The organism is Halohasta litchfieldiae (genome assembly GCF_002788215.1).
Taxonomy (GTDB): Archaea; Halobacteriota; Halobacteria; order Halobacteriales; family Haloferacaceae; genus Halohasta; species Halohasta litchfieldiae.
Genome location: NZ_CP024845.1, coordinates 2,837,418 through 2,859,525, shown reverse-complemented (window position 1 = coordinate 2,859,525; position 22,108 = coordinate 2,837,418). Strand labels below are relative to the sequence as shown.

The following is a 22,108-nucleotide window of genomic DNA, read 5'->3' as shown; positions in this document are numbered from 1 at the left end:
CGGTCGGCGACTAACAACAAGCGAACATCAAGAACCAACGAACGGCGCGCGTGGAGAGGCGTTTGTTTGCCCGGTCGGGAGACCGAGACTATTTGCATTATGTTTTTTGACACATATAAGGCTTTCTCCGGTAGGAGCCACAGGTCGGATGTTCGGCGGAGATCTGTCAGTGTAGCGTTTTGTCCGCATACCCGTAAGTAGCCATGCCAATACTTCAGAAGTCGACCCCTACGGCGGGGGTGGCTCACGAACGCGGGGTCTTAGTGGGTCGACATCGAAACGGTACCATGAGTCTCCCGGAACTGCCGTCGGGTTGGCGCGTCTGGAACGAAGAACCCGAAGGGCGGATCATCCTCGCCTACCGCCCGGACGTGTTCGATTCCGATACCTTTCCTGCGGCCTGTTTGCCGACGATCTACGTCACCAACGGCTCGCCCCAGCGTCGACCCGGCGCTGGATCAGTTACCACCAACTACTGGCAGGTCAAACTGTTTCTCGAACCCGAGGTCGACGTGAGTACCACGCAGTACGACGACCGTGCGGCGGCCATCGATGGCGCGGTCGACACCGCCCGGCGGTTCGCCGCCGGCGAGGTCGACTACCGTGACTGTTATCAGGTGCCACGCGAGACCTACTTCGAGAAACTCGACGAACTGGTTGGCAGAACCAACTAACGCTTCAACTGTGAGGCGAACGTTAACAGGCCTCGGACCCTACCATCGCGTATGTCAACTGTCACGCTCATCGGTGACCGACTCGCGGAGGTCGGTCGGGAGTTCGTCTATCGCGGGGAGGCCACCGGCTGTGAGGGCTGTCCCTACCGTAGTCAGTGTCTCAACCTCGAAGTAGGTCGACGCTACCAGATTACCGGAATCCGGGAGAACGCCCAACTGCTCGACTGTGCCATCCACGATACCGGCGTCCGTGCGGTCGAAGTCGAACCGACGACCGTCCCCGCAAACATCTCCTCACGCGGAGCCTACGCAGGGAGTAAAGCCAGTCTCGAAGGACCGTGTCCTCACACCGAATGTCCGAGTCACGAGTACTGCATGCCCGAGGGCGCTGAGTTCGACACCGAGTACCGGATCGTCTCGGTCGAAGGTGAGCCACCGCACGACCACTGTCTGCTGGATCGGGATCTCACGCTTGTCGAGTTAGCCGACGACTAACTCATCTACCAGACCCGATTAGGCGACGTGGCCGGTTTTCTCCGCAACGTAGCCGAAGATGTCCTCGTAGCCGTTTGCTGACAGCAGTACGGGATAAAAATCCGACTCCGCATACAGCGAGTCGCCGTCGACGGCGGCAAACGCCGTTCCTTCGCTGACTAACTCGAAGTTGTCGACGAACACCTCGTAGTTCTCACCATCGGGTTTCGGAATCGGTCGCTGAAGTCGGAAGACATGGACTGTCTCCGGATCCGGAATATCAAATCGATCTTTGGCATCGGTTGCGGGTAAGGCTCCCGTGGCAGCCAAAAACGCCCGAACCAGATCATAGCCGTTTTCGGCGGCCTCATCGGTCCCCTGGAGCCCGCATTCGACCTCAATCGTGTGTGGATACTCGACCAGTCGACCATCTGTATGGGAGTCGGTCTCAATCAGTACGTCGACCGGGAGCCGGGGGTAGATCGCTCGTGCGACCTCGTCGACGGATCTGATGACGCCCATCGGTTTCGGCGTCGACTGGGTCGAATGGAGCGCGAGGGTGGTACAGCCCTGAATCTCCCGTGCGATATCGTGGGCCAGTCGACGCTCGTGGGCCTCGGCATCGGCGTCACCGGGAAACACGCGGTTGAGGTCCGCGTCGAGATACCGCTGGCCCGCCTCCAGTGCCGTCTCGTTGGCGATGATAAGTTTTACCGGGCGTTCGACGGCTGGATCCTCGGCTAGGAGTCGCTCGATAGCCAGTGGGCCACACGGTTCGTCACCGTGAATCCCACCGATAACGGCGACCTCGGGCGTCCCCTCGCCGAGTTCGTAAATCCTCATTGGAAAGATACAGACAGCCACGACATTTGAGCCCCCCGGTATGCTCCGACACGCGTGGTAGCGTGTGCCTACCAGTGCGATAGCTCCCGTTGACGGCTGCCAGTCAGTCGAGAAACTGCCTGTCGGACTCCTGTGCAGTCGGTGTCTCGCCGTCGACCTGTAGCTGCCAGCCCTCAAGCACGGTCGGGTCATCGTCTGCCGCCCGGAGCGTCGACCGAATATCGCTCACGTCGACACCGTAGAAATCGTCGGGGACGCCGTGGAGGTACTGGAGGGCAGTTTCGAACAGGCTCCGCATCCCGTCGTCGTTTTCAAAGTCGAAATGTTTGTAGGCTCCGGCGGCGACCTGCACCATTCCGTGGAGAAACGCGCTTTCGGTGGTTCCACTGCCGTAGTTGTACCATTCGTCCTCGAAACAGTCGTGAGAGGCATGAAAGTCGCCGGCATTGAAAAAGCGGACGCCGTACAGTACTGCCAACCGGAGGGTGCCGTGCTCCCAGTGGCCAGTTTCGGGGTTCCAGCCCGTCGGCTCGCCCGAGAGGGGTGGTGCGACCGTCGGATCGTGTGTATGGTCGTCCATCCAATGGGGAGTCAAGTTCAGCCAGCCGTCTAACTCCATCGGTGCGGCCCCGCTCGCGGTCTTTCGGCGGTCCCCCAATACCACCCAGAAGGTAACACACCGTTGACTGACGCTGGGTTGGTCGACTCCGTGTCTAATTAATCGTCCGTCGACTGAGCAGGTTCGGGTCGGGAGTAGTCGTGACCGACGTAGAACGCCAGCAGGTTCGAGATGAGGAGGCCGGAGACCACGAGCAGTTCGGTCCGGGTGCCGACACCGCGGCTCATCACCAACAGCGTCGGGAGTGGGAGGGCAACCGCAGCCCAGAAGGCGACCGCCTCGACGGTTGCGGTCCCGACACACCTGAGCTGTCGAACCCGTTGAATGGAGGTGGTCGACTCCTCGTCGGCCTCCGAGCGGGTAGCGTTCTGGGAGGTGTTTCGAAATACCATTGACAACAATCTATATGTGGTAACATGCCACACGAATATAGGTGCTTGGTATTAATTCGGACACAGCAGTCATGAAACGTTTCCTCTCGGTGACTAAGTAGTGGGAGTGTCAACGCGTCCCACCTCACGGAATCTAGACTCGGTCGACGTCTGGGTGGCTATGGATGACGATCTGGTCGCTGCGTATCCTGCGGCCGCCGACTACATTTGGGACGCTGTTGAGGAACACGGCGAGGAGTGGGTGCGTGAGAACTACTACACGCAGATCCACCCGCTCGGGTCGTCATGTCTGTCCCGAGCAAGGAGGAACTCCTCTTCTTCGATGTGGACACACGAGACGATGAGTCAGGCAGACCTCACCGAGATCTATGAGGCGTGGGGCCAGTACCGCGAGAATCTTCGTATCGGTACGAAGTCGACTGAGGACTCAGATCCGTTAGGAAATCGGTTGCTTCGCTCCTCACAGTTGTTCGTCGCAAAAGAGCCGGAGGAGGGATCTGAACCCTCGACCTAATCCTTACGAAGGATTCGCTCTGCCAGGCTGAGCTACTCCGGCGCGTATTACAGTGTACCGCCATACAGCAAATAAGGGTTGCGAAACCCGGCTCAGCCGTCGCCGTTTTCGTCGACAATAACCACTTCGCCGTCGACGACATCCACGTTGATCAGCGTCTTCACGTCGTATACGGTGTCGTCGAGTTTGTTATCACCCGCTTTCTTAATAACGGCGAGCACATCGGCGATCTCGGCATCCATCTCAGTCAGGGCGTCCAAGATCGCCCGCATCGTCCCACCAGTCGACAACACGTCGTCGAGGACGAGCACACGGTCGCCGGCCTCCACGTCGTTGATATACATCTCTGATTCCGAATACCCCGTGACCTGCGACAGCGAGACCTCGCCGTCGAGTCCGTAGGAGCGTTTCCGGATGATCGCGACCGGAATATCGGTCGACAACGAGACTGCCGTCGAGATGTGAATCCCCATCGCCGCCGGGGTGACGATCTTGTCGACATCCTCCAGATCGACTTTCTGGACGATGCGGACGGTGATTTCTCGGAGCAGTTCCGGCTCCAACATCGGGACGCCGTCACTAATCGGGTGGACGAAATACTGGTAGCCGTCCTTTTCGGTGATTGGGGTGTCGAGAAGCGACTGCCGAAGACGATCCATACGCTCACTTTTCCAGCGGCGACCTAAAGATGACGGTCCCTCGGTCAGCTCATGTCGAGTCGCTGCGGTATGCCAATTGTGAACTCACAGTTACCGCCGAACCGTGCCAGTGGCCGCGGGCCGATCTCCAGCGCTGCAAGCGTGTGCCCCCATGGATGGTCACCGAACGCCCAGTCGACACGACTGCTCAGTGGTCGACCTCCAAGCCTCCCCGCCAGCGTGTGTTCCACCTTGCAGAGCGTATCGTCCAACAGCGTGTAGGACGACAGCGACAGCTCCCGCGACCGGGTCGGCAGCCGCTCGACCGCCAGCGAGAGCACGCGCTGCCCGTCGACAGTCAGCCGTGTCTGCGTTACCCGGTCGTCAGTCGAAATATCGATTTCGGCGATGGATTTCGGATACCCCCAGATCTCCCGGCCGAGCGCGCAGGCTGGCTCGGTCGTCACCGGTAGTTGCCAGACATACCCCCCAATGTCGCCCGACAGTGCCGACAGGAGCGGAATCCTCGACGAAGCGGTCTCGGGGACTGCCGGAATCATGATCGCCACCTCGTTGTAGGGGTCGATCTCGCCAGCCCCAATTCGGCTGTAGTCGACCGACAGCAGGGTGATCGCCGACCGGTTGGGCGTGATTCGAACTGGTTCCAACGAGTCGGGAAGCAGTGAGTCGACACCCTGAGCCGACGCCGAGAGCACGGCCCCCGAGATCGAGGCCTCGGTCGACAGCGGGACCGACACCTCGTGGCCCGTCGAAAGCCGAACTGTCGAGGCGTCTCCCGAATCACCGCTTCCGGACACGAATGCCCACAGTTTGCGTGCCGTGACCGACGTTCGATTGAACTGCCGTGTTGTCCTGTCGAGGAGAGACGTCGGGAGAAGGGGACGTCGACTCGCCGCAATCAATCGACCGAGACGGCCAACCGGATACCGATCCGACGGTGGATCGCCGGTTGCAGCCTCAATGACGGTCGACGCCACCGTTTCGGGACTCACAGCCAGCGGCCCGCCGTCGACGACCCACCCGTCAGTAATCGCTTCGTAGATCTCGCTGTAGGCTGGCGTTCGCTCCGTCGTTGGGAGTCGCTCGCTTGCCGTGCCCGAAAACTCGGTGTCGACCCACGCTGGCTCGACCAGCGTCACCGAGATGCCGGTCCCAGCCAACTCCATCCGAAGCGAGTCAGACAGCGATTCGACCGCTGCCTTGGCAGCCCCGTACGTTCCGAGTCCAGTGGTTGGGGCGACTCCCAACACACTCGAAAGCATCACGATCCGCCCCGTGCCGCGGTCCCGCATCGCCGGTAACACGGCCTGTGTCATGCTATGAGTACCGTGGACCATGACATCGAACTGCTGTCGTGAAGCCTCGACGGGTACGTCTTCGACCGGTCCCGGAACGGCGAACCCCGCGTTGTTGACCAGCACATCGATCCGTCCTGTCTCGTCGAGCACGTGGTCGACAACCGCCTGACACTGCTCGCGGTCGGTCACGTCGAGTTCGAGACACCGACAGGCGGTCTCGACCGCCGGCGGGAACGTCGACTCGATATCGGTCGCATATACCGTCCACCCCTGATTGGCGAACGCTTCGGCGGTCGCAGAACCGATCCCGGATGCGGCACCGGTGACCAGTACGACGGGTCGACCGCTGGAAGTAGTCATTGTCTACTGACTGTTAGACACCGCCTATATAAGTGTTTGAACCCTGTCGGCCGGCAATCAGTTCCCGGTCGATCCGGCGTACTGGACGGTCTGGGCGACGAGCCCACCGACAGCCAACAGCGTCAGCCCGACCACACCGACCAGCAGTTGGGTCGCAACTGCGGCGTACGACAGCACGCCAGCGACGGTCAGATACGGCACCGCGATCCCGACGACGAGCAGTCCACCCCCGACGGTCGTTAACAGCGTGGGCAGTCGACGGCGACCCGTTTTTTCGCTGATCACGTTCGAGACGATCACGACGACACCGAACGGGAGCAGGCCCAACAGCCAGAGATACGTCGACGTCGGCTGGTCACCGAGTCCGTCGCTCAGACCGGTCCCGCTCTGGACACCCGTCTGGAACAGATACCGGTCGCCGTCCGCTTCGATGATCGTAAACACCGCTGCAGGCGTCCCCTCGCCGTACTGGAAGTCGGTTGGCGGCTCCCGGACCGAATCACAGACGAGCATACTGTCTTTGCAGATCGGGAGTTCGTACCGGAGCCAGCCATCACGGCTTGGCTCGCTGGCAATCGTCCGCTCGACGGCGAGTTGGCCGGTCGGTGAGAGCGAGTCGACCGCTGTCGCGTCATCGGGATCGAACTCATAGAGGTCGACGAGGCTCTGGAACTGGCTGTCGTCTTCAGCCACGGCCTGATGCAGGTAGGGCGCTGGCTCACTCGTCTGGTAGGGAGAGCCAAAGACGGGCTGTGGAACGACGCCACTGACGATCAATAGTGAACCGACTACCAGACCGAACAGAAGCCGACGCCGGTCTCCATCCATACGTTCCCTCTGTCCGTTGGCGTCAAATCGGTTCCGAACGCTGGTCGGAGGCGAGTCCGGTAACACAAATTGTTTGAGAGCAGTATACGAATAACGACATATGAGCAGTATCGAGAGGCGGATTGAACTTGATTCGCTGACGACACTCCACTGGATCGGTATCTTTCTCGCACTCACAACGGCGGCCATTCATCTCGTTATCGGTGCAACGTTCTTTCCAGAACCCGGTGGTATCATGTTCCTCTTGGCTGCTGGCGGCTTTGTCGGTGCTATCGTCCTCTTGCTCAGCAACTACCGTCGACGACTGCTGTACGTCATTGGCATTCCGTTCACTGGGATTCAAATCGTCGCCTGGTACGCCCTCAACCGACCGACGGGCATCGCTGACATCGGCCTGATAGTCGTTGTCGACAAACTCGCACAACTGGCACTGATCGGTATCCTCATCACACTGTATCGGTGGGACTGGTAGCATGTCAGGCGTGATCTACGTGCCAGTGCGATACGATGGGTAAACAGACAGCCGACCGGTGGGGAGGGTGGCAGCGATGGTCGGCGACGACGCTATGGATCGGCCTACTCGTGGCAACTGCGGTGGGGCTGTTGATCGCTGGCTGGGAGACCGCACCAGCGCCACGGTTCTTAGTTGGTGTTGGTGGTGGGTTACTGGCCGTCTCGGTCGTGATCGGTCGACCGATCAGTCGGGCCCCCGACCAGCCGGTCACGCTTGCGACCACCGTCACACTCAGTCGAGGCGCTGCACTCGCGGTGTTCGCTGGATTTCTCCCCGTTGGTCTCCCATCCGGTCGGTTTGTGTGGTTTCCGGCGGCGCTTTTCGCCCTCGCCGCAGGGCTTGATGCGATCGACGGGCGGATCGCCCGCCGGATGGATGCGGTCTCCGAACTCGGTGGTCGACTCGATACCGAAATGGACGGACTCACGGTGCTGTTCGGGACGGTTTTCGTTGTCACCGCCGATCTCGTCCCCGCAGTATTTTTGCTCGTTGGCGTCGCTCGCTACCTGTTCGTAGCCGGGATCTGGCTCCGAAAACGGCGCGGCCTTCCCGTTGAACCGCTTCCGCCGAGTCAACTCCGACGACTCCTCGGTGGGTTAGCGATGGGCGCGATCTGGCTAGCACTGCTCCCAGTGCCGGGAGCGACCGCCTCCCGACTGGTCGCGTTGGCTGTGTTCGTCCCGTTCGTGCTCAACTTCAGTCGCGATTGGCTCGCGGTGTCGGGTCGACGCTGAGTCGCCCCGTGGGATTACTTAAGTAGTTACTCGCTAACACGACCACATAGCATGCGTGTCGGAGTTGTCGTCTACGGCGGGCTTGATGAGACCTCTGGCGGCTTCCGGTACGACCGTCAGCTCGTCGACTTCCTTCGAGCGCAGGGAGACACTGTCGAGGTGATTTCGCTCCCGTGGCGGAACTACTGGCGAGGCGTGATCGACGGGCTCAGACCGGCAGTCGACTCGCGACTCGACCGGCCAGTCGACGTGTTGGTGCAGGACGAACTCTGTCATCCCTCGCTGTGGCGGCAGAACCACCGACTCACGCGGCCGGAGTCGGTCGTCGCACTCGTTCATCACGTTCAGTCGGACGACATGCGCGGTCGACTCGCCGGCGTTCGCCGGCAGATCGAACGCCGGTATCTTGACTCGGTCGACGGAGCTGTCTGTACGAGCCAGTTCACCCGTCGCCGGGCCACTGCCCTTGGTGCCACTTTCGATGAGAGTGTAGTTGCTCCACCCGCCGGACGAGTGGCGGGACGCGCACTCGGCGACCAGCAGGTCCGCCAGCGGGCCGCCGAGGGACCGCTTCGGATCACCTTCGTCGGGAATCTCGTCCCTCGGAAGGGCCTCATCACGCTCCTGTCGGCCGTCGACCGCGCGGTGAACCGCCACGGGATGACCGACTGGCAGTTGACGGTCGTCGGGAGCCACGAGGCGAATCCAGCCTCCGCCAGCCGGGCCGTCGACAAAGCCACGGAGCTGGGTATCGCTGACAGCGTCGAGTTTACGGGTGAGGTTCCGGAGTCGGCGCTGACGGCGATCCTCGAAGCCAGCCACGTGCTCTGTGTGCCCTCGCGGTACGAGGGCTTCGGGATGGTGTATCTCGAAGCCATGGAGTACGGCGTCGTCCCGATTGGGAGCTCCAACGGCGGGGCTGGAGAGTTCATCGCGGATGGCGACAACGGGTTCCTCGTCGACCCCGGCGATACAGAGCGGATCGCCGCTCTGCTTGCCGACCTTGCAGCGGACAGAGATCGACTCACGGATCTCGGTGTGGCGGCTCTCGACACCGCCGCAGCCCATCCGGGTTGGGATGAGACGCTGGGCGAAGTCAGGGCGCTGTTGAAACGCGTGTCGACGGCCCGCGCGTCAACCGGGATCCATGGGACAAAATCCCACCGAGGTGGGAAATCGTGACCTCCTTCGCGGAGTTCCTCACCGCGAAACGGACTGTCGAGGACCGGGCACTGAACAGCGCGGTGTTCGAGCGGTTCGTCTCCGAACTCGGGGCCTGCTCGGGGAGCGATCTCGTCCGCATTGTCGAAATCGGCGCAGGAACCGGTTCGATGATCGCTCGACTCGCCGAGTGGAACGCCCTCCCGCCGACGGTCTCCTACCGCGCGGTCGACATCGATGCCGATACTATCGACACCGCCCGCCAACAGCTCCCCGAGCAACTGATCGCGGCTGGCTATGCGGTCGACCGGACCACGGATGGGCTTATCGCCTCCCGGCAGGAAGGCGGGACCGACCAGCGGCTCGAACTCAGCTTCGAGGTCGACGACGGGTTTTCGATCACCGACGAGGCTGACGCGGTCATCGCATCGGCCGTGCTCGACCTCGTCGACCTCGACCCCACGCTTCAGGATTTAAAAGGGGTTCTCAACGACGGTGGGCTACTCTACGCACCAATTACGTTCAATGGTCGGACCTCGTTTACCCCGGTTGACCCCTTCGATGGGAAAATCGAACGACTGTATCACCGGCATATGGATGAAGTTCGGGAGCAACCCGGAAGCAGTCGGGCGGGCCAACAGCTGGTAACTGCACTGCCGGCAGCTGGGTATCGGGTTCTCGACGCTGGTGGCTCCGACTGGGTGATCCGCCCCGTCGACGGTGCGTATCCGGCCGCCGAGTCGACCGTCCTCCGACATCTACTTGCGACAATCGACAACGCCTTGACAGACTATCCGCCGGAGGTGCTTTCGCCGAGGACGCGAACTGAGTGGATCGAGACACGAACCGAGCAACTCCAACGCGGCGACCTGACGTTGGTCGCGCATCATCTCGACGTCCTCGCCCAATTACAAGCGGATTAGGCGTCGGCTACCAGTGGACAGTCACTCTCATCGGGCGTCGAGAGCGGTTCGTCGGCCAGCAGTATTCGGAGTCGACGCTCGCCTTCGCGTGGATCGTAGCCGGTTCGTCTGAGGTGGGCAATCGGCGAAACATTTGGGTTTACTTCCCAGTGACACCAGAGTTCAGTCCGCCCATCCGAGGTCGGAAACAACCGCACATGAAGCTGTTTGTCGCTGGTGAACTCCTCACGGTAGACGTAGCTACCGACTTCGTGGACGGGCTGTCCGTCACGGCTGTAGCAGTGAAAGTAGGCGCGGAGTAACCGCCGAAAGCCGAACTCCGAGCGGAGTTTGTTGCGTGCGTCGGCTGGGTCGACGTCCCAAACGCCGACGTACTCAGGCCCGGGCGGCGGGAGGACGCTGAAATGGCGTGGCATGAGTCGGTCCGGTACTGACGCCAGCAGTTTGCTGACCACCAATCGGAGCCGGTAGACGCCGATCCACGAGATGACAGTCCAGAGGCCAACGAGGAGGCACACAGAGAGCGCTGCCCGCTGTCGACCCTTCATGAACTGGACAGCGGCTGTTCATAGCTGGCGGACGCCTCGTCGTCCTCCCAGAGCCGGACTCGTATGCGATCTGGGTTTGTTGGGGTCGCAGTCTCGACGATCCCTTCACAGAAAATCCGTGAAAAGTGTTCGACACTCGGATTCAGTCCCTCGAAGGCTGGCTGGTCGTTGAGTGTCGTCTCCGCATACTGGGCGATGACGTCGTCCATGGCGGCGTTGATCGCGTCGATGTCGACCAGATAGCCATACTCGGTGAGCGTCTTGCCCTCGAACTCCACGACGGCAGTGAACTGATGGGAGTGCAACTCGCCTTCGGGACCGGGATTCGGCACGGTCAGAAAATGCTGGGCGATAAACGGTCGACGAACCGACACCGTGTACATGCTGGCTACAACGGCCCCTCGTAGCTAAAGAGTGTCCCCAGCATCTCGTCGGCACCCCCCGCAAGCGTCTCATAGGCTGCGTCGGCGTCGTCGATTCGGTAGCGGTCGGTGAGCAGTTCGCCGAGGTCGAGATCGGCAAGCCTCTCCCATGCCAACGCCATCCGTCGACCGCGATCCCAGCGGCCACGCAGTGGGGGGTTGATGGTGCTGACTTGACTGCTGGTTAGGGAGATCCTACTCCGATGGAACCGGCCGCCGAGATCGAGTTCGGTCGTTTTCGTTCCGTACCACGAGCCGATAATGATCCGCCCATCGTAACCGGTGACTGAAACCGCCGTATCCAGCGCCTCTGGGTTCCCAGACAGTTCGTAGGTGAGATCAGTGCCCGGCGGCTGGGCTGTTGTGACTGACTCGGTCGACGCCTCCTCGTCGCCGGGAAGCCGTAGCACCTCGCCGAGTTCATCGGGGCGAACGCTCGCGGTCGCCCCTAGTCGTCGGGACCACTCCCGGCGGTCGGCACTGTAGTCGACGGTCACGAGATCCGAAAGCGGGAACTCCCCCAGCAACGCCGTCGTGACGAGTCCGACCAATCCTTGGCCGAAGACGACTGCCCGCTCGCCGAGCTTCGGTTCGCCGTCGTGGACCAGCGTGATCGCCGTCTCGACGGTCGGCAGGAGGGTCGCCTCCGCCGAGGAGATGCCGTCCGGAACGGGGTAGAGTTCGTCGACGGTCGCACAGAAGTGGCTCTCGTGGGGGTGGAACGCAAACACGCGGCGGCCCTCCCAGTCGGGGTCGACGTTCTCGCCGACTGCCTCGACCACGCCGACCGCGGCATAGCCGTACTGAAGTGGATACGAGAGCGAGCCCGAAAGCGAGTCGAGATTCATGTCGGCGGCCAGATCCTCGGGCACGTTGCCGTTGTAGACCAGCAGTTCGGTACCCGGACTGATCGCCGAGAGCTGTGTCCGAACGCGGAGTTGGTCAGCGGCGGGTTGGGGAATCGGCTCTTCGCGGATGTCGACGTCGCCGGGCGCGACGAAGTAGAGTGATCGACGAGTCATGTGGAGAGATTGAGGTGGAATTCGGGTCCCGTCAGTCGTCGCTGGCAGGGACGGATGGCTGTGCGAACTCGACGGTCGTTCCCTCGTAGCGGCAGTCTTCGAGGGCGTGTTTGGCGGCGATCCCGGCCTCGTGGGCGGTTTGTCCCCGCCCGATGCCGACTTTCAGGTCGACGCCCACATCGCTCTCGACGTGGTCGAGGGCGTCCTGATAGGCGTCGGTCGACAGCTCCGGACAGACCGCGATGATGTTGTCGCCGCCGACGAAAAACGACAGCCCGCCGTGGGCGGTCCGCATATACTCCATCAGCGAGGCGTAGCTCCGCTCGATGTGAATGAACGAGTCGAACTCGTTGAGTTGGTCGGTGTATTTGCCCGTCGCATCGTTGACATCGAAATGGGCGATATGCACCGGTTCGGAGCCGGTTGTGGCCGGATCGAGAAACGTGCCGGCCAGCACTTCCGTCCGGCTTTTGTCCTGGGCACTCCCGGCATCTTGGAGTCGCTCAGTTGCGCCGTCGAGAGCCGCCGCCGGCGTCTCGGCGACGTCGACGCCGAGGCTGATCGTTACCGGATAGCGGTTGCCGACGCTCTCCTGTAAGGTGGCGTGGGCCGCGCGGTCGATCCCGTTTGTGACCGCGATCATGTTATCGAATCGGGTATAGAAAACGTAGCCACCGCGACTCCCGATAAACTGGGCGATATCCGCAAACAGCCGCGATTGGAGCGTCTGGAGGTCCATCTCGCGTCGCGGCTCGGGGGTCACCGTCCACGGCCCGTAGTTGTCGATCTGAATGAGCGTCAACTGAGTAGTCGTCACAGTAACTCACTGTTTGGTGGCCTCCACATTGTGTCTTTCCGTTCTCGTGAATCATCTCACCACTGACATCCGACTCCATACCGACGAAACCATGGGATTGACTTTCGCTACCCACAACGTCGACGTATGTCATACCGCGGGATTGTTCTGGATGTCGACGGGACTGTCGTCCGAGGAAACGACCCCATACCGGGAGCCAGCGAGGGATTGGCTGCCGTCGAAGCGGCCGGTCTCAAACGTGTCTTTCTGTCGAACAACCCCACCAAGCTCCCCTCGGCCTACGAGGCGCGGTTCGCAAAGGCGGGGTTCGATGTCGACGCCGAGGAGGTGTTCACCGCGGGAACGATCACCACTGAGTATCTCGCGGCCGAACACAGCGCCGACCGGCTGTTCGTGATCGCCGATCCCGGCGTCGACAGACAGCTGCTGGCGGCGGATCTCACTCTTACCGAAGACCCCGCGGCCGCCGATGCGGTCGTGGTCTCGATGGACCGGGAGTTCGACTACGACTCGCTGTGTGATGCTATTGTCGCCCTCGACGAGCCGATCCCGTTCATCGGCACTGATCCCGACATGGTAATTCCGCAAAACGGCCCGAACATTCCCGGCACCGGCGCGATGCTCCACGCCGTCGAAGGTGTCACCGGGAAGGAAGTCGACGTCGTCTGCGGCAAACCCTCCGAGTTCGCCCGCCAGACCGTTCTGGACTACCTCGATCTCCCGGCCGAGGACTGTCTCGTGGTCGGTGACCGCCTCGACACCGACATCAAACTCGGCAGCGAGGCCGGAATGACCACCGTGTTGGTCCGCACCGGCGTCACTGACGACCAAACGCTCGCCGAGTCGCCGATCAATCCGGACTACGTTCTCGACTCGCTGGCCGGGATGGAGGCTGTGCTCGACGGACGCGTCGACTGAACGAGTTCGTTAGACGGTGTCTATTTAAATGCTCGCGGAGAACGAGGATGGTTCACACCATGTGTGGTAATGTCTGACAAAGACTTATATTCACTGCGGGTAACGGGACTGTATGGAACCGAGAGACTCACCGTACGTCTTCGGCGACGAACCGCCACGAGAAGCCAGCCCCGACCCGGAAGGTCGTGATGTCGTCATTATCGATGGGCAGGCGATGACGTACCGGAGCTACTACCGCACTCGGCAGTGATCGGTGTTCTCTTTTTAAATAATCAGTCCCTGTCGAGTGCCAACAGTGTCGCTCGACTGGGGGAGTGAACTGTGTCGGAAAAGAACTGCGTCGACCCTTAGAACGCGTTGCCGTGAACGCTGATCTCGGCGTGGAGTTCCTCTTTGAGCGCGGCGTGGACGTGACAGATGCCCTCGGCTCGGTCGACAATGGCGTCGAGTTCCTCGTCGGAGAGGTCGGCCTCGACGTGGATGGCAAACCGGATCGCCGACAGATCGTCGTTGTCGTCGATGTCGGCCTCGGCGTCGATCTGGAGCGTGCCGAGGTCGTCGTGTCCTTCCTTGCTGCCGCCGACGCGGAACGCGGGGAGGAAACAGGAGGCGTAGTCCGCGACGAGCACGGCGTTGGGGTTGGGACCCGTCTCGTCGGTGGCGTCGATGGAGAGTTCGAAGTCGCCGACCTGACTCGTGGTTGCGTAGCCCTCTTCGCTGACTGTCGTCGTTTCGATATCGGTCATTGCAGGTTAGACAACTCCAGCAAGTACCCTAAAGCTTGTTCAATGACGGCAGGATCGATCCGATATTTTATTATTTTTATTAACAATTAACACAATCTCTGACAAACTGGCATCGTTTTCGGGGTGTTGGAGTCAGCCCTGCCAGCACCCAGCCTCGTCGCTACAGGTCGAACGGTTCGTCGGCCGCAAGCACGTGCGGCTCGGCTGGCGTGCCGGTCGACTCCACCTCACGCACCCAGTCGTCGGGGTCGACATCGATTGGCGGGAACGTGCCGTAATGCATCGGGAAGGCGTGGTCGACGTCGAGCCAGTCGACGGCGATGGCGGCCTGCCACGGACCCATCGTGAAATGGTCACCAATCGGCACTGCGGCGGCGTCGGGTTCGAGATACGGACCGATCACGTCTTTCATCTCGCTCATCAGGCTGGTGTCGCCCGCGTGGTAGAAGGTGGTCGACTCCGCGTCTTCGACCTGTGTCGGCTTGGTGTCGCCGATGACAAAGCCAGCCGGCATCCCGCCTTCGTACTCGTGTCCGGTGTTGATCCCGTTGGTGTGGTCCGCGCGGACCATCGAAACGAAGGCGTCGTCACAGTCGACGGTGCCGCCGAGGTTCATCCCGATGGCGTCCTCGAAGCCGAGTTCGGCGCTTGCGTAGCTCACGATTTCCGGTGTGGCGACCAGTGTCGCGTCGGTGAACTCGTCGGCGTGAGCGATGTGGTCGGCGTGACCGTGGGTCAAAAGCAGGTAGTCGGGCGTCTCGACATCGCTCGGATCCAGATCGGTGTGTGGGTTGTCGAAAAACGGGTCGATAAGAAATGTCGTGTCGTCGACAGCGACGTGCCATGTGGAGTGGCCGTGCCACGTAAGTTCGAAGGTCATCGTACGGTTGACCTTTGGGCCAGAACACACATAAAAGTAAACACCCCCCCTACGACCCTAGTCGGCCGGTTACGATTCCAGTCGGTCGACAAGCTCCTCCAACTGCTGTCTCCGCCCATCGATTGCCTCGTCTCGAAGCGCCTGTTCGGCCTCGCTCGGACAGTCAAGCGACGGCACCTCGGTCGGGACGCCGTCGTCATCGAGCGCAACGAACGTGAAGTAGGAACTGGTTGTCGGTCGCTGGTCGCCCTCGACGGGGTTTTCGGCCCGGACGTCGACTTTGACCTCGATGCTACTCTGGCCCACGCTGAACACGTACCCCTCAACGACGACCACCTCGCCGATATCGATGGGGCTGATGAAGTCGACGTGATCCATTGAGGCAGTCACACACTCCCGGTTGGAAAACCGCATGGCGGCAATCGCCCCACAGATATCCATCCAGTGTAACACGGCCCCACCGAGGGCCCGACCGAGCGTGTTGGTATCGTTCGGCAACAGAAGTTCGGTCATCTCGGTATACGAGTCGATGAGGGTCGCTGTTTCGTCCATACCCTCCCTGTGGCCGCCGATGGGAGAAAGCCGTCGGTTACTGTCGTCTTCTTGCCACTATCTGACAGTAGGTGGTGACTACTGGTACACAATGCTACTGGTACTGACGTGTAGCAATCTCGGTCGACAACGGGCTGTGTAAGCGAGTAGGGACTGCCTACTCGTCGTACTCTTCGGAAAAGGGGTCGTCAGAACTGACCGGTCGGTCGCCCTCGATCTCGCCGATGTCGACCTCGTCGGGCGAGCGGCCCGCGGCATCCATGATCTCGTCGGAGACGGTGATCGGACACTCGACGCGGACCGCCAGCGCGATGGCGTCGCTCGGTCGGGCGTCGAAGACGAACCGTTCGGGTTCGCCGTCGTCGTAGCGTTCGGCGTCGATTTTGCCGTAGAAGGTACCGTCGGCTAAATCGTCGATTCGAACGGAGTCGATTGCACCACCGAACTCGGTGACCATGTCGACGAGCAGATCGTGAGTCAGTGGTCGTTCGAACGGTTCGCCGGAGAGCGCCAAGCGGATCGATTGGGCTTGGTCTGCGGTCACGAAGATAGGGAGATACTCCTCGCGGGCCGAGAGAATGACTGCCGGGACGTTCGCGCCATCGGGTCCGACGCCCATGCCGATCCCAGTAACCTCCGCGGAGTGTGCCATACAGTCCCTTGGGGAGACGGCTATGAATAACTGTTCCCGCACCCACCGATCCGTGAAACACCAACACCGCCAAAGGTAAAGCCGAAGACGAAGTAATCCGGCCAATGAGCGAACCTGCGGACCGATCACCACCGCCCGGCGCGTCCGGCGAGGGGCGAGTGAGTGTTGTCGGGACCGCCCACGTCTCGGAGGCCAGCGTCCAAGAGGTCGAAACACGGATCGCCGAGGATCGCCCCGACATCGTGGCGGTCGAACTCGACGAAGGACGGTACAGACAGCTCCAAGGCGAAGAGCCGGAGGATCTCGACGCCAGCGACCTCCTCAAAGGCAACACCGTCTTCCAGTTTCTCGCCTACTGGATGCTGTCGTACGTCCAGACCCGACTCGGCGACCAGTTCGACGTGAAGCCGGGCGCAGATATGATGGCCGCCATCGACACCGCCGAGGAGCACGGAATCGACGTTGCGCTGGTCGACCGCGACATCCAAGAAACAATCCAGCGGTTCTGGGCGCGGATGACGATCACCGAAAAGCTGCGGATGGTCGGCGGCCTCGCCTTCGGCGTCACTGATAGCCGCGTTGTCGGTATTATGGTTGGGCTGATCGTCGGCCTGCTGGCCGGCCCTGTACTCGCACTGTTCGGCGGTACGCTCGGCATCACCGACGCGATCTATCTCCGAGCGGCCAGTGCCGCGATTCTTGGGCTGGGAACGACGCTCGTCGTCGACCAGATCGCTGGCCTCACCCTCGGCGGCGACCAGCGGTTCGCGGCCGCCCTCGGCAGCGGTGGCGCGATTGGACTCGTTGCGGCAGCCTTCGGCTTCGCTGATGGCCTGTTCGGCACCTATCTGGGTGGGTTTACGATCACCATCGTCGGCAGTCTCGCGCTCGGTCTCGTTGGCGGGCTGCTATTCGGTCTCGTCGCAGCCGCGATTATCGGGCTGCGAGGGTCGACCCAACCCGAAGCGGGCGGCATGGACGAAATGGATATCGAAGATCTGACCGACGCCGACGTCGTCACCGTGATGATGGAGGAGTTCCGGCAGTTCAGCCCCGGCGGCGCGGAGGCACTCATCGACGAACGGGACGCCTATATTGCTCACAAATTGGTCGGCCTCCGACAGGCTGGCTACGACGTGCTGGCGGTCGTCGGCGCTGGCCACCGCGAGGGAATCGAGGACTATCTCGCCAACCCCTCGACGCTGCCGCCGATGGATTCGCTCGTTGGCGAAGAGAAAGGCAGTCGACTGCCGTGGGGCAAGCTGATCGGAATCGCCCTCTCGGTCGGCTTTGTCGCCTTCTTCATCCTGCTGGCGATGGCAGGCGTTCAGGACGGCTTCCTGCTCCGGCTGTTCGGCGCGTGGTTCCTCATTAATGGGATCTTCGCAGCCGGGTTCGCAAAGCTGGCTGGCGCACGCTGGTCGTCGGCTGGCGTCGGCGGCGCAGTGGCGTGGATGACCTCGATCAATCCCGCCCTCGCGCCGGGGTGGTTCACCGGCTACGTCGAACTCCGGCATCTCTCGGTGAACATCGGCGACATTTCGACACTCAACAGCCTGCTGTCGGACGAGTCGAAACCAATCGGTGAAATCGTCTCGGAGATGTTCGAAGTCCCGATGTTCAAACTCATCATGGTCGTCGCGCTGACCAACGTTGGCTCGATTATCGCCAGCATCCTCTTTGTGAGCTACATCCTCCCGCAGTTCGGGACCGAGTTGGGTGGCGTCGAGGGGATCTCACGGCTGATGCTCGACGGGGCGCGAAACAGCGCCGAACTCATCTGGAGCACACTCAGATGAGCCTCGGCTACCGGATTGCTGGCTACGAGTTCAGCCCAACTGAGGTCCGTGACTTGCTTGTCGCGTGGCTCGCTTTGGGTGTCGCGTTTGCCATCTTCTTCGCTGGCGGCGGCCCACAGACCGCAGCATTGGTCGGACTTCCACTGGTTATTCTGCTTGTCGTGAGCCTGCTAACCGCTGGAGTTGCCTTCCTGCTCCACGAGGTCGCCCACAAGGTCGTCGCGGTTAGATACGACCAGATCGCGGAGTTTCGGGCCGACTACAGTATGCTGTTTTTGGCGATCATGAGCGCGCTGCTTGGCTTCATTTTCGCCGCGCCGGGTGCGGTCCACCATCAGGGATATCTCACTGAAAAACAGCACGGCCACATCGCCATCGCCGGCCCGGTGACGAACCTGATTCTAGCGGCTGTCTTCGTCCCTGTCTATTTCGCAGGAGTCACAGTTGGCGTCGACCTGCTGGGCACGCTCGGCCGGTTCGGGATCATCATCAACCTCTTTTTGGCCGCATTCAATCTCGTGCCCTTCGGTCCACTCGATGGCAAAACCGTCATCGGTTGGAGCAAACCCGTCTGGCTCGGAACGTTCCTGCTGAGCGTGCTGTTGACCATTGGTTCGGTACTGACGCTCGGCCTTAGTTTCCGGATTTAACGACGGTGCCGAGACATTTGACGCCGGAGCGCGACTCGGTCCTATGGAGAGTATCAACCCCGCGACCGGCCAGCGGCTCGACAGCTACGAGACGCATGATGCCGATGATATCGACACCGCTCTCGGAACTGCCCAGTCGGCGTTCGTCGACTGGCGCAGCCAATCGATGGCCCACCGACAGACCCTCTTAGAGAAGACTGCCCAGCTGCTTGAGGAGCGCGTCGACGAGTATGCCGAGTTGATGACCCACGAGATGGGCAAACCCATCGAACAGGCCCGAGCCGAGGTTCGCAAATGCGCGTGGGTCTGTGAGTATTACGCCGAAACAGCCGCCGAGCAGCTCCAAGACGAACTCATCGAGAGCGATTCGGATGCTCGCACGCTCGTCAGCTACGACCCACTCGGCCCGATCCTCGCGATCATGCCGTGGAACTTCCCCTTCTGGCAAGCGTTCCGATTTATTGCCCCTAACCTCGCAGCCGGGAACGTCGGCCTCCTGAAACACGCCTCGAACGTGCCCGGCTGTGCGCTGGCCATCGAAGAGGTCTTGCAGGACGCCGGGATGCCGGAGGGCGTCTTTCAAACGCTCCTGATCTCCTCGTCGGAGGTCGACGACATCATCTCTGACGACCGAGTAGCTGGCGTTACCCTCACCGGTAGCGAGGGGGCTGGCCGTGCAGTCGGGCAGCGGGCGGGCCAGCAGCTCAAACCCTCGGTGCTGGAACTCGGCGGGAGCGACCCCTTCGTCGTGCTCGATGACGCGCCAATCGAAGCCACTGCCAAACGCGGGGCGTTCGCCCGACTCCAGAACACGGGCCAGTCCTGTATCGCCGCCAAGCGATTTATCGTCCACGATGCCATCTACGACGATTTTGTGGAGGCCTTCGTCGACGAGGTCGAGGCGCTCACCGTCGGCGATCCAACCGACGAAGACACCGATATCGGCCCGATGGCGCGCCCGGATCTGCGAGACGATCTCGACGATCAGATCGACCGCACCCTCGAAGCAGGAGCCGAACTGCTCACGGGCGGCGAGGCGGTCGACGGCGAAGGCGCATACTATCAGCCAACGGTCCTCACCGAGGTGCCGCGGGATTCGGCGGCCGCAACCGAGGAAACGTTTGGCCCCGTTGCGAGCGTGATCCGTGTCAGCGATGAGACCGAAGCTATCGACGTCGCCAACGACACCGACTTCGGCCTCGGTGCAAGTGTCTGGACGAGCGACCTCGACCGCGGCGAGGTGTTTGCCCGCCAGTTCGAGGCCGGGCTCTGTTTCGTCAACGAACTCGTCAAATCCGATCCCCGCCTGCCGTTCGGCGGCGTCAAAAACTCCGGCTACGGCCGCGAACTCAGTCGACACGGGATTCGGGAGTTCGTCAACGCAAAGACGATCTGGGTCCAGCATGGCCTCGGCGAGGATGACACGAGCGACGATTCGTACGCCGGAGTCGAATAATGAGTGAATCGGACCAGACCGGTGCAGAGCTACTGGTCGACTGTCTGGAAGCCGAGGGCGTCGAGTACGTCTTCGGGATTCCGGGCGAGGAGTTGGAGGATATTCTGTTTGCGATCCGGGAGTCAGACATCGAGTTCATTCCGACGCGTCACGAACAGGGTGCGGCGTTCATGGCCGACGTGCATGGTCGACTCACTGGCGATGCGGGTGTCTGTTTGGGAACGCTCGGTCCGGGAGCAACGAACCTCCTGACCGGGGTGGCTGACGCCCACCTCGACAAGGCACCGCTGGTCGCACTCACCGGTCAGGGCGGGCTCGAACGGCTCCATCAGGAGAGCCATCAGGCGCTTGACATCCCGGATATCTTCGATTCGGTTGTCAAATGGAACACCCAGATCGACGACAGTCGAATCATTGCCGAATCGGTTCGGAAGGCGTTCAAACTGTCGACCTACGAGAAACCGGGGGCGACCCAGATCGAACTCCCCGAAGATATCATGGGCGAGACGGTGAGTGGTGAGCCGCTGCCCGTGCGGGACCGAGTTCGTCGACCGAATCCGGACCCGGTCTCGGTCGACCGCATCGCCGACCGGCTTGCGGAGGCCGAAACGCCACTCGTGCTTGCTGGCAACGGTGCGGTTCGGACCGATGCGGCCACACAGCTCCGAACACTCGTCGAACGAACCAACATTCCGGTCGTAGCGACCTATATGGGCAAAGGCGCAGTCTCGGACCGCAGCGAGCAGTCACTGTTCACGCTCGATTCGGGACCGAACAGTGAGGCGGCCGATGCCGTGTCGGACGCCGATGTCGTCTTGGCAGTCGGCTACGATATCGCCGAACACGACCCCGAAAAGTGGAACCCCGACCAAGACAAAACGATTCTCCATCTGGACCACGAGCCGGCCGAGGTGTATGCCCACTACAATCCGACTGTCGAACTCATCTCCGACATCGGTGTCGGACTCGAACACATCGACGCCGCGCTTGACACCCCCGCACACACGTGGTGTTCGGATGCTCACGAGACCATCCACGCCGATGCAGTGGCGCACCACGACAGCCAGCCGTTTACTGTCGCAGGGACCGTCTCACTACTCCGGTCGGCGATGGCTGACTCCGATGTACTGATATCCGACGTTGGTAGTCACAAACTAACTATTGCCCGGCAGTTCCCGACCTACGAGCCCAACACCTGTCTCATTTCCAACGGACTGGCGAGCATGGGAATCGCCCTGCCGGGTGGCGTGGCGGCCGATCTCGCAGTCGACGACAACGTCGTCGTCGCCAATGGCGACGGCGGCTTTCTGATGAACGCCGCCGAACTGGAGACCGCCACACGGCTCGACTGTGGGTTTACCGTGATTGTGTTCGTCGACGACGATTACGGACTCATATCGGCCAAACAGGCCGACCACCGCGGTGAGGCGTTCGGCACTGAACTCACGAACCCCGACTTCGTCGCGTTTGCCGAGAGCTTCGGCGTCGACGCCTACCGACCCGACGACTGGAACGACCTCGCAGGGCTCCTTGAAGCACAGGTTCCAAGCGACAGCCTCTCGCTGATCGAAGTTCCACTCGGCTAAGCTGGGATGGCTGGCTGTTTTCGTTGCTGTGGCACTCACCGAACCGTCGACGGCCGAATCACCGTGT

The 22,108-nt window shown here is 61.5% G+C and carries 27 protein-coding genes and 1 tRNA gene; 13 read left to right on the top strand and 15 right to left on the bottom strand.

Going from position 1 to position 22,108, the window contains the following annotated elements; genetic code table 11:
- The first annotated feature begins 287 nt into the window (after positions 1 to 287).
- Together HALTADL_RS14460 and HALTADL_RS14455 are read left to right on the top strand one after the other, a co-directional pair.
- A complete protein-coding gene (locus tag HALTADL_RS14460) occupies positions 288 to 674 on the top strand; it encodes a DUF5820 family protein (RefSeq protein ID WP_089670931.1) in 387 nt (128 codons plus the stop codon).
- Positions 675 to 725: 51 nt separating this feature from the next.
- On the top strand, positions 726 to 1,169 hold the full coding sequence (locus HALTADL_RS14455) for a UPF0179 family protein (protein WP_089670932.1): 444 nt from the start codon (positions 726 to 728) through the stop codon (positions 1,167 to 1,169).
- A gap of 18 nt (positions 1,170 to 1,187) precedes the next feature.
- Here the strand turns inward: HALTADL_RS14455 and HALTADL_RS14450 are convergent, their stop codons facing one another.
- The 3 genes from HALTADL_RS14450 to HALTADL_RS14440 all read right to left on the bottom strand — a co-directional run bounded on the left by HALTADL_RS14450 (position 1,188) and on the right by HALTADL_RS14440 (position 3,002).
- On the bottom strand, positions 1,188 to 1,991 hold the full coding sequence (locus HALTADL_RS14450) for a M14 family metallopeptidase (RefSeq protein ID WP_089670933.1): 804 nt from the start codon (positions 1,989 to 1,991) through the stop codon (positions 1,188 to 1,190).
- 103 nt (positions 1,992 to 2,094) lie between these two features.
- Positions 2,095 to 2,571: a DUF309 domain-containing protein gene (locus HALTADL_RS14445; protein WP_089670934.1), complete on the bottom strand. Its 477-nt coding sequence runs from the start codon at positions 2,569 to 2,571 to the stop codon at positions 2,095 to 2,097.
- 137 nt (positions 2,572 to 2,708) lie between these two features.
- Entirely contained in the window at positions 2,709 to 3,002 is a 294-nt protein-coding gene (locus tag HALTADL_RS14440) for a hypothetical protein (RefSeq protein ID WP_089670935.1), read from the bottom strand.
- Between the two features lie 160 nt (positions 3,003 to 3,162).
- On the opposite strand from HALTADL_RS14440, the gene HALTADL_RS14435 reads away from it, so the two are divergent.
- Positions 3,163 to 3,516: a hypothetical protein gene (locus HALTADL_RS14435; protein ID WP_321166911.1), complete on the top strand. Its 354-nt coding sequence runs from the start codon at positions 3,163 to 3,165 to the stop codon at positions 3,514 to 3,516.
- Here HALTADL_RS14435 and HALTADL_RS14430 read toward each other — a convergent pair.
- The 4 genes from HALTADL_RS14430 to HALTADL_RS14415 all read right to left on the bottom strand — a co-directional run bounded on the left by HALTADL_RS14430 (position 3,485) and on the right by HALTADL_RS14415 (position 6,661).
- Positions 3,485 to 3,558: transfer RNA gene (locus tag HALTADL_RS14430), tRNA-Thr, on the bottom strand. The genes HALTADL_RS14435 and HALTADL_RS14430 overlap by 32 nt on opposite strands.
- Before the next feature lie 50 nt (positions 3,559 to 3,608).
- Entirely contained in the window at positions 3,609 to 4,175 is a 567-nt protein-coding gene (gene hpt, locus HALTADL_RS14425; RefSeq protein WP_089670936.1) for a hypoxanthine/guanine phosphoribosyltransferase, read from the bottom strand.
- 44 nt (positions 4,176 to 4,219) lie between these two features.
- The gene (locus HALTADL_RS17485) at positions 4,220 to 5,833 is read right to left on the bottom strand and encodes an SDR family NAD(P)-dependent oxidoreductase (protein ID WP_089670937.1); all 1,614 of its coding nucleotides are present in this window, start codon (positions 5,831 to 5,833) and stop codon (positions 4,220 to 4,222) included.
- A gap of 57 nt (positions 5,834 to 5,890) precedes the next feature.
- Positions 5,891 to 6,661 carry a hypothetical protein gene (locus HALTADL_RS14415; RefSeq protein WP_089670938.1) on the bottom strand — a complete coding sequence of 257 codons (771 nt, stop codon included), beginning with the start codon at positions 6,659 to 6,661 and terminating at the stop codon, positions 5,891 to 5,893.
- Positions 6,662 to 6,761: 100 nt separating this feature from the next.
- Here HALTADL_RS14415 and HALTADL_RS14410 point away from each other — a divergent pair, with 100 nt between their 5' ends.
- The 4 genes from HALTADL_RS14410 to HALTADL_RS14395 are packed head-to-tail and all read left to right on the top strand — an operon-like array spanning position 6,762 to position 9,993.
- Positions 6,762 to 7,133: a DUF7475 family protein gene (locus tag HALTADL_RS14410; RefSeq protein WP_089670939.1), complete on the top strand. Its 372-nt coding sequence runs from the start codon at positions 6,762 to 6,764 to the stop codon at positions 7,131 to 7,133.
- Between the two features lie 35 nt (positions 7,134 to 7,168).
- Positions 7,169 to 7,909 carry a CDP-alcohol phosphatidyltransferase family protein gene (locus HALTADL_RS14405; RefSeq protein ID WP_089670940.1) on the top strand — a complete coding sequence of 247 codons (741 nt, stop codon included), beginning with the start codon at positions 7,169 to 7,171 and terminating at the stop codon, positions 7,907 to 7,909.
- Positions 7,910 to 7,960: 51 nt separating this feature from the next.
- Positions 7,961 to 9,091 carry a glycosyltransferase family 4 protein gene (locus tag HALTADL_RS14400; RefSeq protein ID WP_089670941.1) on the top strand — a complete coding sequence of 377 codons (1,131 nt, stop codon included), beginning with the start codon at positions 7,961 to 7,963 and terminating at the stop codon, positions 9,089 to 9,091.
- Positions 9,088 to 9,993, top strand: coding sequence for a class I SAM-dependent methyltransferase (locus HALTADL_RS14395; protein ID WP_089670942.1), 906 nt, complete (start codon positions 9,088 to 9,090; stop codon positions 9,991 to 9,993). The genes HALTADL_RS14400 and HALTADL_RS14395 overlap by 4 nt, the downstream gene beginning before the upstream one ends.
- Here HALTADL_RS14395 and HALTADL_RS14390 read toward each other — a convergent pair.
- Genes HALTADL_RS14390 through HALTADL_RS14375 form a run of 4 tightly spaced genes read right to left on the bottom strand, consistent with a single transcriptional unit; the run spans position 9,990 to position 12,802 of the window.
- Entirely contained in the window at positions 9,990 to 10,541 is a 552-nt protein-coding gene (locus HALTADL_RS14390) for a hypothetical protein (protein ID WP_089670943.1), read from the bottom strand. The genes HALTADL_RS14395 and HALTADL_RS14390 overlap by 4 nt on opposite strands.
- Complete coding sequence (locus tag HALTADL_RS14385) at positions 10,538 to 10,924, bottom strand: 6-pyruvoyl trahydropterin synthase family protein (protein ID WP_089670944.1); 387 nt, start codon at positions 10,922 to 10,924, stop codon at positions 10,538 to 10,540. Before HALTADL_RS14385 ends, HALTADL_RS14390 begins: the two co-directional genes overlap by 4 nt.
- 5 nt (positions 10,925 to 10,929) lie before the next feature.
- The gene (locus tag HALTADL_RS14380) at positions 10,930 to 11,985 is read right to left on the bottom strand and encodes a zinc-dependent alcohol dehydrogenase (RefSeq protein ID WP_089670945.1); all 1,056 of its coding nucleotides are present in this window, start codon (positions 11,983 to 11,985) and stop codon (positions 10,930 to 10,932) included.
- Positions 11,986 to 12,016: 31 nt separating this feature from the next.
- Entirely contained in the window at positions 12,017 to 12,802 is a 786-nt protein-coding gene (locus HALTADL_RS14375) for a GTP cyclohydrolase III (RefSeq protein ID WP_089670946.1), read from the bottom strand.
- A gap of 126 nt (positions 12,803 to 12,928) precedes the next feature.
- On the opposite strand from HALTADL_RS14375, the gene HALTADL_RS14370 reads away from it, so the two are divergent.
- Complete coding sequence (locus HALTADL_RS14370) at positions 12,929 to 13,720, top strand: HAD-IIA family hydrolase (RefSeq protein WP_089670947.1); 792 nt, start codon at positions 12,929 to 12,931, stop codon at positions 13,718 to 13,720.
- Positions 13,721 to 13,832: 112 nt separating this feature from the next.
- The gene (locus HALTADL_RS17875) at positions 13,833 to 13,970 is read left to right on the top strand and encodes a hypothetical protein (RefSeq protein ID WP_177171893.1); all 138 of its coding nucleotides are present in this window, start codon (positions 13,833 to 13,835) and stop codon (positions 13,968 to 13,970) included.
- Between the two features lie 97 nt (positions 13,971 to 14,067).
- Here the strand turns inward: HALTADL_RS17875 and HALTADL_RS14365 are convergent, their stop codons facing one another.
- From HALTADL_RS14365 to HALTADL_RS14350, 4 genes are all read right to left on the bottom strand, one after another.
- Complete coding sequence (locus tag HALTADL_RS14365; protein ID WP_089670948.1) at positions 14,068 to 14,466, bottom strand: OsmC family protein; 399 nt, start codon at positions 14,464 to 14,466, stop codon at positions 14,068 to 14,070.
- A gap of 160 nt (positions 14,467 to 14,626) precedes the next feature.
- A complete protein-coding gene (locus HALTADL_RS14360) occupies positions 14,627 to 15,346 on the bottom strand; it encodes a metal-dependent hydrolase (protein WP_089670949.1) in 720 nt (239 codons plus the stop codon).
- Positions 15,347 to 15,415: 69 nt separating this feature from the next.
- Entirely contained in the window at positions 15,416 to 15,898 is a 483-nt protein-coding gene (locus HALTADL_RS14355; protein WP_089670950.1) for an acyl-CoA thioesterase, read from the bottom strand.
- 157 nt (positions 15,899 to 16,055) lie between these two features.
- Positions 16,056 to 16,550 carry a bifunctional nuclease family protein gene (locus tag HALTADL_RS14350; protein ID WP_089670951.1) on the bottom strand — a complete coding sequence of 165 codons (495 nt, stop codon included), beginning with the start codon at positions 16,548 to 16,550 and terminating at the stop codon, positions 16,056 to 16,058.
- A gap of 104 nt (positions 16,551 to 16,654) precedes the next feature.
- Between HALTADL_RS14350 and HALTADL_RS14345 the strand changes: the two genes are divergently transcribed.
- The 4 genes from HALTADL_RS14345 to HALTADL_RS14330 are packed head-to-tail and all read left to right on the top strand — an operon-like array spanning position 16,655 to position 22,041.
- Positions 16,655 to 18,349 carry a TraB/GumN family protein gene (locus HALTADL_RS14345; protein WP_089670952.1) on the top strand — a complete coding sequence of 565 codons (1,695 nt, stop codon included), beginning with the start codon at positions 16,655 to 16,657 and terminating at the stop codon, positions 18,347 to 18,349.
- A complete protein-coding gene (locus tag HALTADL_RS14340; protein WP_089670953.1) occupies positions 18,346 to 18,999 on the top strand; it encodes a zinc metalloprotease in 654 nt (217 codons plus the stop codon). The genes HALTADL_RS14345 and HALTADL_RS14340 overlap by 4 nt, the downstream gene beginning before the upstream one ends.
- Before the next feature lie 43 nt (positions 19,000 to 19,042).
- A complete protein-coding gene (locus HALTADL_RS14335) occupies positions 19,043 to 20,455 on the top strand; it encodes an NAD-dependent succinate-semialdehyde dehydrogenase (protein WP_089670954.1) in 1,413 nt (470 codons plus the stop codon).
- Positions 20,455 to 22,041: an acetolactate synthase large subunit gene (locus tag HALTADL_RS14330; protein WP_089670955.1), complete on the top strand. Its 1,587-nt coding sequence runs from the start codon at positions 20,455 to 20,457 to the stop codon at positions 22,039 to 22,041. The genes HALTADL_RS14335 and HALTADL_RS14330 overlap by 1 nt, the downstream gene beginning before the upstream one ends.
- The last annotated feature ends 67 nt before the right edge of the window (positions 22,042 to 22,108 follow it).

Excerpts from the sequence above, each read along its gene's own strand:
- HALTADL_RS14460 (WP_089670931.1), top strand. The coding sequence starts at position 288 with ATGAGTCTCCCGGAACTGCCGTCGGGTTGGCGCGTCTGGAACGAAGAA.
- HALTADL_RS14455 (WP_089670932.1), top strand. The coding sequence starts at position 726 with ATGTCAACTGTCACGCTCATCGGTGACCGACTCGCGGAGGTCGGTCGG.
- HALTADL_RS14450 (WP_089670933.1), bottom strand. The coding sequence starts at position 1,991 with ATGAGGATTTACGAACTCGGCGAGGGGACGCCCGAGGTCGCCGTTATC.
- HALTADL_RS14445 (WP_089670934.1), bottom strand. The coding sequence starts at position 2,571 with ATGGACGACCATACACACGATCCGACGGTCGCACCACCCCTCTCGGGC.
- HALTADL_RS14440 (WP_089670935.1), bottom strand. The coding sequence starts at position 3,002 with ATGGTATTTCGAAACACCTCCCAGAACGCTACCCGCTCGGAGGCCGAC.
- HALTADL_RS14435 (WP_321166911.1), top strand. The coding sequence starts at position 3,163 with ATGGATGACGATCTGGTCGCTGCGTATCCTGCGGCCGCCGACTACATT.
- hpt (WP_089670936.1), bottom strand. The coding sequence starts at position 4,175 with ATGGATCGTCTTCGGCAGTCGCTTCTCGACACCCCAATCACCGAAAAG.
- HALTADL_RS17485 (WP_089670937.1), bottom strand. The coding sequence starts at position 5,833 with ATGACTACTTCCAGCGGTCGACCCGTCGTACTGGTCACCGGTGCCGCA.
- HALTADL_RS14415 (WP_089670938.1), bottom strand. The coding sequence starts at position 6,661 with ATGGATGGAGACCGGCGTCGGCTTCTGTTCGGTCTGGTAGTCGGTTCA.
- HALTADL_RS14410 (WP_089670939.1), top strand. The coding sequence starts at position 6,762 with ATGAGCAGTATCGAGAGGCGGATTGAACTTGATTCGCTGACGACACTC.
- HALTADL_RS14405 (WP_089670940.1), top strand. The coding sequence starts at position 7,169 with ATGGGTAAACAGACAGCCGACCGGTGGGGAGGGTGGCAGCGATGGTCG.
- HALTADL_RS14400 (WP_089670941.1), top strand. The coding sequence starts at position 7,961 with ATGCGTGTCGGAGTTGTCGTCTACGGCGGGCTTGATGAGACCTCTGGC.
- HALTADL_RS14390 (WP_089670943.1), bottom strand. The coding sequence starts at position 10,541 with ATGAAGGGTCGACAGCGGGCAGCGCTCTCTGTGTGCCTCCTCGTTGGC.
- HALTADL_RS14385 (WP_089670944.1), bottom strand. The coding sequence starts at position 10,924 with ATGTACACGGTGTCGGTTCGTCGACCGTTTATCGCCCAGCATTTTCTG.
- HALTADL_RS14380 (WP_089670945.1), bottom strand. The coding sequence starts at position 11,985 with ATGACTCGTCGATCACTCTACTTCGTCGCGCCCGGCGACGTCGACATC.
- HALTADL_RS14370 (WP_089670947.1), top strand. The coding sequence starts at position 12,929 with ATGTCATACCGCGGGATTGTTCTGGATGTCGACGGGACTGTCGTCCGA.
- HALTADL_RS17875 (WP_177171893.1), top strand. The coding sequence starts at position 13,833 with ATGGAACCGAGAGACTCACCGTACGTCTTCGGCGACGAACCGCCACGA.
- HALTADL_RS14365 (WP_089670948.1), bottom strand. The coding sequence starts at position 14,466 with ATGACCGATATCGAAACGACGACAGTCAGCGAAGAGGGCTACGCAACC.
- HALTADL_RS14360 (WP_089670949.1), bottom strand. The coding sequence starts at position 15,346 with ATGACCTTCGAACTTACGTGGCACGGCCACTCCACATGGCACGTCGCT.
- HALTADL_RS14355 (WP_089670950.1), bottom strand. The coding sequence starts at position 15,898 with ATGGACGAAACAGCGACCCTCATCGACTCGTATACCGAGATGACCGAA.
- HALTADL_RS14350 (WP_089670951.1), bottom strand. The coding sequence starts at position 16,550 with ATGGCACACTCCGCGGAGGTTACTGGGATCGGCATGGGCGTCGGACCC.
- HALTADL_RS14345 (WP_089670952.1), top strand. The coding sequence starts at position 16,655 with ATGAGCGAACCTGCGGACCGATCACCACCGCCCGGCGCGTCCGGCGAG.
- HALTADL_RS14340 (WP_089670953.1), top strand. The coding sequence starts at position 18,346 with ATGAGCCTCGGCTACCGGATTGCTGGCTACGAGTTCAGCCCAACTGAG.
- HALTADL_RS14335 (WP_089670954.1), top strand. The coding sequence starts at position 19,043 with ATGGAGAGTATCAACCCCGCGACCGGCCAGCGGCTCGACAGCTACGAG.
- HALTADL_RS14330 (WP_089670955.1), top strand. The coding sequence starts at position 20,455 with ATGAGTGAATCGGACCAGACCGGTGCAGAGCTACTGGTCGACTGTCTG.